The 10,392-nt window shown below is 57.2% G+C and carries 7 protein-coding genes; 1 reads left to right on the top strand and 6 read right to left on the bottom strand.

The window, feature by feature from the left end:
* A partial coding sequence (locus tag AACY49_RS10830; protein ID WP_339523614.1) for an integrase core domain-containing protein occupies positions 1-449 on the top strand: 449 nt, incomplete at its 5' end.
* A 178-nt stretch (positions 450-627) separates the two neighbouring features.
* On the opposite strand, the gene AACY49_RS10825 is transcribed toward AACY49_RS10830, so the two are convergent.
* The 6 genes from AACY49_RS10825 to AACY49_RS10800 all read right to left on the bottom strand — a co-directional run bounded on the left by AACY49_RS10825 (position 628) and on the right by AACY49_RS10800 (position 9,919).
* On the bottom strand, positions 628-984 hold the full coding sequence (locus AACY49_RS10825; protein WP_339523612.1) for a hypothetical protein: 357 nt from the start codon (positions 982-984) through the stop codon (positions 628-630).
* Between the two features lie 267 nt (positions 985-1,251).
* Complete coding sequence (locus AACY49_RS10820) at positions 1,252-1,563, bottom strand: hypothetical protein (protein ID WP_339523610.1); 312 nt, start codon at positions 1,561-1,563, stop codon at positions 1,252-1,254.
* Complete coding sequence (locus AACY49_RS10815; protein WP_339523608.1) at positions 1,563-6,503, bottom strand: RHS repeat-associated core domain-containing protein; 4,941 nt, start codon at positions 6,501-6,503, stop codon at positions 1,563-1,565. The genes AACY49_RS10820 and AACY49_RS10815 overlap by 1 nt, the downstream gene beginning before the upstream one ends.
* Positions 6,500-7,240: a DUF4123 domain-containing protein gene (locus tag AACY49_RS10810; protein WP_339523606.1), complete on the bottom strand. Its 741-nt coding sequence runs from the start codon at positions 7,238-7,240 to the stop codon at positions 6,500-6,502. The genes AACY49_RS10815 and AACY49_RS10810 overlap by 4 nt, the downstream gene beginning before the upstream one ends.
* Positions 7,230-9,272 (bottom strand): type VI secretion system Vgr family protein, encoded by a 2,043-nt coding sequence (gene tssI / locus AACY49_RS10805; protein WP_339523604.1) that lies wholly within the window; start codon positions 9,270-9,272, stop codon positions 7,230-7,232. Before tssI ends, AACY49_RS10810 begins: the two co-directional genes overlap by 11 nt.
* A gap of 131 nt (positions 9,273-9,403) precedes the next feature.
* Positions 9,404-9,919 (bottom strand): Hcp family type VI secretion system effector, encoded by a 516-nt coding sequence (locus tag AACY49_RS10800; RefSeq protein WP_007900657.1) that lies wholly within the window; start codon positions 9,917-9,919, stop codon positions 9,404-9,406.
* Positions 9,920-10,392 lie beyond the last annotated feature (473 nt).

The raw sequence follows: 10,392 nt of genomic DNA, 5'->3' as shown, positions 1-10,392 counted from the left end.
TGAGCGTGACCTTCGCCCTGGATTGCTGTGATCGCGAAGCCATCGGTTGGGTCGCGAGCCCGACCGGGTACAGCGGCGATGATATCCGCGACTTGATGCTGGAAAGCGTGGAGAAGCGTTTTGGTGATCAACTACCGACCACGCCAGTTCAATGGCTCAGCGACAACGGCTCGGCGTACACGGCCGAACAGACACGCCTGTTTGCTCGACAGATCGGTTTGCAACCAGTGACCACCCCAGTACGCAGCCCACAGAGCAACGGCATGGCCGAGAGCTTCGTGAAGACAATCAAGCGTGACTACGTGGCACACATGCCCAAGCCGGATCGAGAAACGGCGTTGCGTAACCTGGCCATTGCCTTCGAGCATTACAACGAGCAGCATCCGCACAGCGCCTTGAAATATCGTTCACCGAGGGAGTTCAGGCGCTTGGCGGCAGCATCAATTTAACGGGGAGTTGGTGTCCGGTTTGGTAGGGGCAAGTCCACTACTCGACGTCCAGTGCCCTAAATATCGTTAGCCACTCAGCTTTTTTGCCTTCGCTGCGGTCCCACCCAGCCCATGACCCTTGCCCTCAAAAAACAAAAAGTAGTCATCGTCGTAGCAGTAGCCGATTAATTTTGGCCAGTCAGAGCTGTGGGGTTGCTCCGGTACAAGATCCTTTTTCGGCAATCACATAATAATTTCGGACTTTGCGGGGCTGTAGAGGAGGACAGCAGCCAGAAAGCCAGATCAGGCATTGAGTTGCTTTATCGGCGTCGTCCATCCAAGTCGATACTTTCTTGTCCAGCTCAGTAAGTGTCCCTGCGGTGCCCACGCGATAAAACATTAACCAACCTACTCGTCCTTCATTGACTATTCGGTAGGTATGTCCATGACCTTCGACGGTCAGCGACCAACAGCCGAAGTATGCTTGTTGATCTGAGAACTCGACGATGGTGAATCCGGCACGCTGAACAGCGTTTTGAAGATCGAGATAAGGCAATAGGCCCAGCCTGTAGAAGAGGCTTTATATCCTCTTGTTCGTAAAGCTCTTGAGATGAATCTAGCATATCTTTTTCATGCTGAACGTGATCATTTCCGTAAAGATTACATGCAAAAAAAGCCTATGCCACCTACAGCAAGTTTTTGTTGAAAACCGACGATCTACATGTTAAGGCGTCTACGCAGAAATTTTGCAATCCCAAGGTCGCTTGTGGAAATAGCTGAGGCGATGCTTGTTTTTGCTCAGGGTTAAAGGTGAGTTCGCGCTCTATGATTTTATAATTTCAATGGTATTGGTTTTTGATTTTATATGATTCTCAACAGATGTTTTGTCTAGGTTTGGCGTGCTGTCAATGAGATTCAGGAACCAGTCGGCGTCTAGTATTTTAAATAATCTATCCCATCGAGGTTCTCTTGCGATAAGTTCGGGCAAAACAATGCCATTGAAGCCATGGCCGTTGCCTTCAATGAAAATAAATGAATTATTTTCGTAGCAATAACCGATGATCTTTGGCCAGTCTGGGCTGTTTGGGATCTCAGGCTCGACATCTTTTTTTCCAATGACATAAAAATCTTTCATTACTCCTCCGGGAGAATATCGACTTTATCGAATTTTACTGTTCGTCTATCGAGGTGTACTTGCTGAGCTCCGCCTTCACCGTACTCTTCGTAGGCTTCGGTCGTAGGCTCCAGTCTGGTTTTGTCACTATCACCTTTCCAAAAAGGAACTCTGGCTTGTGGTTTGCCGTCGACATACAACTGTAACGTATCGAATTCTGCTCTTATTCGTGAGTCACTCCAAGATCCTGGGCCATTTGCGTCGGGGCCGACCTCCGGTCCCTTGACTTGATAGGCATCTCTAGCGCTTTTACCAGTCTCGTGCTTTTCAAAACCAGCATATGTGACAGGCGCTTCCTTCATGCGAATTGTGTCTTGTCCGTAATCATTAAGCGTTCCGTCATCATTTTGAAACCTTACATATCGATAGCCAGTACCCGGCAATGTGGAGTCCGGCCCAGAAGGTCCTACATAAAAGTCTGGTCTCGATTCTGTTACTGCAGGCGGAGTAATGCCTTCATCTAGTACAACGGGTGTTGAATCCGTCGGGGAACAGTTGGGGCTGGGGCAAGTATTCAACCCCAACGGATCCACCCACCCCGTAGGGTTAGGCACGTACTGGTAGTTGTTCAACCCACCCGCCAGCTTGATCGGATCCGGCGTCAAATACCGTCCAGTGCCCGGATTGTAGTAGCGATGCCGGTTGTAATGTAAGCCCGTTTCCGCATCGAAATACTGGCCCTGGAAGCGCAACGGGTTGTCGATTTCGGCAACATCGAGGGTGGCGAGGTTGCCGTAGGCGCGGTATTTCGCCGACCACATGATCTCGCCGCTGTAGTCGGTGAGTTCCTGCGGGGTGCCGAGGTGGTCGAGTTGGTAGTAGAACGGCGCGGCCTTCAGCGGGCCTTCGCCGTCGAGCATGGCCAACGGGCGGAAGCTGCCGGGTTCGTAGATGTAGCTGCGATAGCGGTTGTCGGCGCTCTCGGCGATGAGGCGTTCGCCTTGCCAGAGGAATTCAGTGGTGTGGCCATCGACGGTTTTGGCGATGCGTCGGCCGAAGGCGTCGTACTGGTAGCTCGCGATGCTGCCACCGGGCAGGCTCACGCCGATCAGGCGATGCTGGCAGTCGTAGCGGTACTCGGTGACGAGTTTCTGCCCGGTGCCGCGACGTTCGCGGATCAGGTTGCCGTGGGCGTCGTAGTCATAGTGGCGGTCGCCCTGCATCAGCAGGCGGTTGCCTTTGACGTTGGCCAGGTTCGCGGTCGGCTGGTCGCCTTGGCCGAGGAGGTTGCCCGCCGGGTCGTGGGCGAAGCTTTCCGGGGTAGTGCCACGGACGTTGATCAGGCGGTCGAGCGGATCATAATGATAGCTGCGGTTGCCTTTGCGGCTGTCGTCGATACCGGCAAGGTTGCCGTTGGCATCGTAGGCGTAGCGACGACGGAACAGATTGCGCTCCTGCTGGCTGACGGTGTGGGCGTGCAGTCGGCCTTGTTCGTCGTACTGGTATTGACTGAGCAGCAGGCCTTGTTGGCGCTGCTGTTCGCGGCCGGCACTGAACTGGTGCGTGGTCAGGCGCGAGCCGTTGAGGTCGATGCTGCTCAGGCGGCCGCCGGATTGGTGGCGGTAGTCGAGCTTGCTGCCGTCTGGCAGGCGGCAGTGGCTGAGTTGGCCGAGGTTGTCGTACTCGTAGCGCGTGGTGCCCCAGCCCTGGTGTTCGGTGATCAGGCGGTCTTGCCGGTCGTATTCGTAGGCGAGCGACCAATGACCGTCGTCGACGTTTACGAGACGGCCGAGGGCGTCGTAGCTGTAGTGAATTTCTTCGCCATCAGCCAGGGTTTTCACCAGCAGCCGGCCAGCCGCATCACGTTGGTACTCGGTCACCAACTCGCTACCGTCGTCACCGAATTCGGTTTTCTTCAGCAGTTGCCCATTGAGATCGTACTCGTAGGCAGTGCGGCGACCGTCGAAGCCGGTTTCCTGCTGGATCAGGCCGTTCGGGTAGTAATCGAGGTGATAGTGCTCGCCACGTTCATTTTCGATCTCGCTGAGCAACAGGCGCGCGTTGTCGTAGCGATAGTGCAACTGGCTGCCGTCTGGGTTGATTCGACGGCTGACCAAGTGCAGATTGTCGGCATATTCGTAGCGGGTGACGCGGCCGAGTTCATCGCGTTCGGCAGTGACTTTGCCGTAGGCGTTGTAGGTGAAGGCACGGGTAGCGCCGCCGGGCAGGGTGATTTGCGCGAGGCGGTTGGCGGCGTCCCATTGGTATTGAGTGATGGCGCCGCTTTCGTCCTGACGGGTGATCTGCCGACCCAAGGCGTCGTAGCGATATTTGCGCTGGCCGCCGTCCGGTAGTTGTTCCTCGAGCAGCTGGCCAAGGTTGTTCCAGCCCAGTTGATGGCGGCTGCCGTCGGGGTGACGGATTTCCAGCAGACGGCCCTGGCGATTGTAGCTGTAGTGGGTCGAGTTGCCGTCCGGGTCGACTTGTTCGGTGATGTCGCCCTGATCGTTACGCCAGTATGTCCACTTTGCCGGGCCACGGTTCACCACACGGACAAAACCACGGTAGTACTCGTAAGTGGTGGGAGCATCTTCCGGCGGAATCACCGCAACCATTCGGCCGGCTTCGTTGTACTGGTATTCGGTGACCGCGCCGAGTGGGTCTTTTTCAGCGATCAGGCGGCCCTTGTCGTCATAGGCCTTCAGGTGTTCGGCTCCGTCCGGGTCAACTTTGGCGACCAGTCGAGCCTGATCATCGTGGGTGTAGACCTCTTCGCTGCCGTCAGCGTTAGTAACCGTGACGCTGCCCTTGTCATCCCAGGCGTAGTGCGCGTCCATCTGCGAGAAACTGGCCCAGTGATGGATGCAGCGTGCCGACTTGCCTTCTTTTTCCCATTCCCAGTAGAAACTGGCGCCACCGGCCAGTTGGCGCTCGAGAATGACGTTTTGTTCGTTGTAGGCGTAATGTTCGGCTTCACCGGCGGCGTTTTTGGCTTCGATCAGGCGGTGCTGGGCGTCGTAGCCGTAGGTGACCAGGTTCTGAACAGTGCTCCAGGCATCTTCCAGGTTGTCCGCCGGGCTGAACTGCTGATAGTCGATGGCGACGATGTGTTTGCGGTCATAACGCACGAGGAGGGCGCGACCGGCGCCGTTATCGACGCGTTTGATTCGCCCGTGAATGTCACGAGTGATGTACAGGCGGTTGTCGTAATTGTCGCTGATGGCGATCAGCGTCGCGCCTTTGCTGTTGTAGCGGAAGTGGTAGAACTGCTTGCGTTCGCCAGCTTGGGTGAGGATCAGTTCGGACGGATCGTCACCGATGAAGATCGCCGCTTCCGACAGGCTGTTGGTGATCGCCGGGCGCTGCACACTTGGGAGCGGGAACGTGGTGACGCGGTTTTCGTGGTCGGTCCAGATCACTTCGTCGTCGTTGATGTCGACGCGTTGCGCGAGGGCGTGACTCCAGCCGTAGCCGAGACCGCAATCGATTTCTGCGGCGCTGGTGCGATAGAGGCGCGTCCAGCTGAAAGGTAGCAAACCGCCAAGTTCGCCGTCGGTCAGGGTCAGCAGCTCTTCGCCAGTGACCATCGATACCGGGCAACCATTGGTGCAGGTTTTCTTGGCGCAGGCGGCGCTTTTGTCGTCAGGCGTTTTCGACTGAGTAGAAGCGTCGTCGACCTTTTCCTTGGGTGCGAGGGTGGTCTGTTTTTCTTTCTTGCCACGCGGAAACGAAGAAGCGTCTTTCACTTCCTGCTTCGGTGTATCCGTAGTTTTCGGCACCTGGCTTTTAGAACCGTTGGCGGCAGCCTCGTCGATTTTGATCGCCGCTGTTTTGGCCGGCTTCATCGGCACATTATTGGCACTGGCAATCAACGGCTTCGACACTTCGGCGTGCGCTGGCAGGCTGTGCTTGCCGCTCAGGGTCGTCAGTTTCGCGGCCAGCTCTTCGAGGTACTTGATCGCCGTACCGGATTTGACCGTGGACAGGGTTCTGGTCCCCACCCGCACCGCGATTCCGGCACCGCCAGTGAGGCAAATACCCAGCACCACGTTGATCAGGAATTCCGCCGCAATGGCCGTCACCACGTCAACGATGACTTGCGGCGGCAGCATGCCGACCCACGCCACAATCGCCGAGATGTAGATGAACATCAATGGTTCGTCACTGAGAATCAACAGACCTGACGCAATGGATTCCTTGGACGCGGCATAGAGCTTGTCGATCTCAGCGTCCGACAGGTATTGGCGGAGCTTTTTAAGATTTTCCTTAATCTTAGGGTTCGCGAGCAATTCGAACAGGCTTTTGATGTCGTCCCACAGCCTGAGTAGGGCCTTCTCCAGACCATCCATCGCTCGTTTCAACAGAATGACAGACCGACCCGCGCGGTCAGCAGCCGAGTAGCTGGCCCACTGTGGCTGGAACTTGCTCGACCATTCACTTTGCAACCAGCCATTTAGATTGCCGATCACACCCTGGTAGGAGTCGTACAGCGCTTTGACATTGCTTTGGGATACGTTCGGGAAAAAAGTGATGCGGTACATCTGGCCTTTCTTGCAGCCGTCGATCACTTTGATGCCGCTCGGGCCGATCGTTGTTTCAATAACAGGTCCGGTGACGTCGTCGTAGAAAGTGCCTTTGGTGACGGGTTCCAGTTTCACTGGCGTATTGCCGATCGGTACGAAGCGCGCCGACTCGAACATGTGGATCAGCGTGAAGTCGCCCGCCAGAGGGCAGGTCGCGTAAGTCTCGACCTTGCCGGTTTTGGTCTTGCGTTTGGTCACGCTGACTTCATTTCCGACTTTGAAGGTCTGGTCGACATCTAGTGCCCAACCAGTCAGGAAACCGTCCGCCCACTCCTTGTAATCGCTCAGGCAATTTTTGAAGTCTTTGAGAATCAGGTTCACGTCAGGGGTTTTGGCGTCCAGTACGCGCAGGACCAAGGTACCAATCGGGGTATTCATGACGTGACTTCCTTTGTCAGCTGAGCAGCAAGACGCTCTGCCAAATCTTCTGTATTGGGTTGTTGGCGGACGAAGCGCTCGACCTTATGGCGCAAGTTACTTTCGGGGAAGGCGAAGAACAGTTCCGGGCAGTCCTCTCCCAGCCACTGCATCAGGTTGTCGACGACGGTGGTGTGGTCTTTTTCCGCCAGCGCGTCGAGCAACTTCTGCGGCACCTCCCACCACGGCCATTCCTTCGCTGGCGGTACGGCCCTCGGCCCTACTTCCAGGCTCTGCCCGTTAATCAGGTACCGATCAAACACCGACAAAACCTCACCCGCCGCCTCACCCAATCCCTCAAGAATCGGGTAAATATGCCGACCGTCCCAGAACCGGAAAAACACTTCGGTCCCATCGGGCATGCGAACCTGAGTCAGGCTGCGAAGGTGCTCGAACACCACATCCGACGTACTGGTGGACACCGCCAGCCAACCCCAATCCTGGGCGTCGGTGTCGGCAATCCACTGCAGAAAACCGATATTGGGTTTCAACTCGGCGAGGTAGGGCATGACGGGCTGCCAATCGGCATAGGGCGTGCCCTTCCAGATTGGGATCAATTCCGGCGCCATCTCTTGCTGGTAGAAGGCCTTGAGTGGCTCGGCATCACTTGCCGCGCTGACGATCAAGTACAACCGCTCACCCGTCTGCAACGGCCGTTCAGCCAACCACGCCTGTGGAGTCAACAGATCAGATCGCACAAGCACCTGCCTTGCATTTTTCGCACTCTTCACAGAACGGCGCATTGCGCTTCAGCGTATTAATCTGCGCCGGGGTCAGCACCGCCCCCGCCTTATCCGCATCCGCCTGTTTCAGCGGCCCCGGCAACAATGGCGCCGCCCCCGTCCCACTACCCGGCCCGCCGCCGGAGTTCATGTTGATCACCGGCCCACTCATGGTCACGCCGCTTGCATCAATCTTGATGAAGCTTCCACCACCAATCAGGGTCAGTTCACTGCCGGCTTCGAGCACGACTTTCATGCCGCTGCTCAGGTGGATTTCCTGGCCGGCTTCGATGAACTGGCCGGTGCCGACCTTGATGTGCTGGTTGACGCCCACGGTCAGGTGGTCGTTGGCGCGGGTTTCGACTTTGCGGTCTTTGTGGACGGTGTGGTGTTCTTCGGCCTTGAATTCGCTGTAGCTGTTTTGCTCGACGGTGTCGTGGCGTTCGTTGCCGACGCGGATTTTCTGGTCGTGCTCGACGTTTTCATCCCAGTCGCGCTGGGCGTGCAGGAAGATCTGTTCCTGGCCCTTTTTGTCTTCGATGCGCAGTTCGTTGTAACCGCCGCCGCCGGGGGAACTCATGGTTTTGAAGGTGCTGCGGGTCTTGTTCGCTGGCAGGGCGTACGGGACGACGTTTTCCTTGTGGTACAGGCAGCCGCTGATCAGCGGTTGGTCGGGGTCGCCCTCCAGGAAACTGACCAGCACTTCCATGCCGATGCGCGGAATGGCGATGCCGCCGTAGTGGGCGCCGGCCCAGGCGGAGGAGACGCGCAGCCAGCAGCTGGTCTTGTCGTCGGCTTGGCCTTCGCGGTCCCAATGGAATTGCACTTTGACGCGGCCGTATTGGTCGCAGTGGATCTCTTCACCTTTTGGCCCGGTGACCACGGCGCTCTGGCTGCCGAGGATGCGTGGCTTGGGGTGGTTCAGCGGCGGGCGGTTCGGCACATCCCAAGGGGTGGCCTGGAAGCGGTTGCGGTAGCCCTGGTGGAAATCGTCCTTGAGGTTAGTCGTGTTGCTGGTGACCGACTCTTCCAGCACTTGCGGCTGTTTTCCTTCGTGGAGGATTTCGGTCAGCAGCCACAGGTCGTTCCACTTGGCCTTGGGGTGTTGGGTCAGGGCCAGGAAATGGCCGCTGACCAGCAACGGCTGATCGCTTCGGCCTTCGGCCAACTGGAAGTCGCTGCGGTGACGCTCGAGGGCGCGTTTGGCCAGGTGCTTGCCGCGCTCGCGGTCGATGAAGCGGCCGGGGTAGTCGTAGTCTTCGAGGTCGGGCAGGGCGTCGCCACGGTTTTCGCTTTCCAGCGTCAGGCGCGGTTTTTCGAAGTCGTAGTCGCGGCGGGTGGTGCGGCTGGTGCGGGTTTCCAGGCGCAGGTCGAAGCGCTTGATCACCGGGTCGTTGGCGACCATGCCGGAGTCTTGCTGGTAGGCCACGGGCGCGAGTTTCGGGAATACCGTCTGGTCATCGCCGAACACCAGCTTGTGGGCCGTGGCGCTGTGCTGGAAGTGGTAGTGGATACCTTCTTCCTCGCACAGGCGCTGGATGAATTGCAGGTCCGATTCATCGTACTGAACGCAGTAAATGCGCTCGGGATAGATCGCCCCGACTTTGAATGCGTAGGCATTGCTCTGGATGCCATGCTCTTCGAGGACCATACCGATGATTTTCGGCACGGTGAGGTTCTGGAAGATGCGTTGGTTGATGCGGTGCGCCAGGTAAGACAGCTGCGGGCGCAGGGTCACGGCGTAGCGGGTCAGGCGTTTGCCTGAATCGCCCTGGGCGGCGCGATAGATCTGGCCATGAATGCCGCTACCATCAGGCGAGAGCTGCAAGAAGGCCGGTTTGTGCAATAGCGTTTCGAGGTCCAGGGACGGCTGCTCACTGACCAGCTCCACCTCAAACACAAAAGGTTGGCTGATGGCTTCCCGACCTTGCAGGGCAAGGACCTGGAGATCGTTTTCCAGACCTTCGACGGTCAGGGCAAAGTGGGTTTGATTGGCCGGCGCGAACATCCCTTGTTCCTCGTGCAGTGCTGCGGCGCACGCCTGCCCCCAAATGGGCGCTTGCGGACGCGAAAATTCCTGGAAGGCGCAAATGACATCGACCAGCAGAGCTGGCCGATGTTTGGAACCGTCAGCCGCGATTAAGCGACTGGAACACGCCAGTCATCGGAACCCGAAGTACCGGATACTTCGTGGGTCCAGGTGATTTTGCGGTAGGTGAATTGCACTTCTTCCAGGTGCGTGAAGTGCGAGTTCGACGGATCCTGGCAGTTGTGCATTTTGTTGTTGATGGCGACGATGATCGCGTCTTCCAGTTTGGTGGTGTAGTAGTGCTCTTGGGTACCTTGAGCCGAAGTGCGGTACCACTGGATAACGATTTCGCTCATGCGCTCGCCGGAGGTCAGCGCCGCTTGCAGCAGTGGCGAAGACTTGTCGTAGACCTTGGTGATCACGACTGGCTTGTGTACACGCTGACCGGTCGGTTGGCCGGACTGTGGGTCACGCGGAATGATCACGTCGTGGCTGAAAGCCTGAACCATGACCTGGTCTTCGTGACCTTCCTGATAGGTGTTGCCAACGGAGTCGGCGGTGAACGCGCCGGCAGTGATCAGGCCTTGTTTTTCGCCGGTAACCGACATGTACGCTGGTGTTGCCATGGATGTGCTCCTTGCTAAAAGTTAGGGTGCCCGGGAGGCGGTATCGCCCGGTGGGTGCCTGACAGTTATCAAGGATCGTGCCAGAAATGATTAAGTCTATATAAATCAGGTAGTTGAGGATGTTTTTAGAGCGCTGAAAGGATTTTCGGCAAGGATCACCTGAAAAAGTGCGCAAGAAGTTGCGCAGTGGTGCGCAACTTCTTGCGCACTTGGCTGGAGGGCTTTGTTTACAAGGCCTGTAGCGCTTTTAGAGGGCGTTTTTGGGAAACGACTGCGCAACTTCTTGCGCATCAAGGCTATGAGCCATCATTCGGACAATGGGCGCAACGAACAGCGCTGCCCTTTACTCCAAGGCGCTGTTGGCGAAGCTGGGGTAAGCCCAGATAGCCAGCGGGTCGAATTTTATGTGGCGAGCGAGCGAGCTTGCTCGCGCTGGGTTGCGTAGCGGCCCCAAAATTCTGCGTACGAGCGGA

Origin of the sequence: Pseudomonas sp. EL_65y_Pfl2_R96 (assembly GCF_963970905.1) — a bacterium.
Classification (GTDB): Bacteria; Pseudomonadota; Gammaproteobacteria; order Pseudomonadales; family Pseudomonadaceae; genus Aquipseudomonas.
Note: the sequence above shows the minus strand (reverse complement) of the source record. Positions and strands in the feature narration are given on the sequence as shown.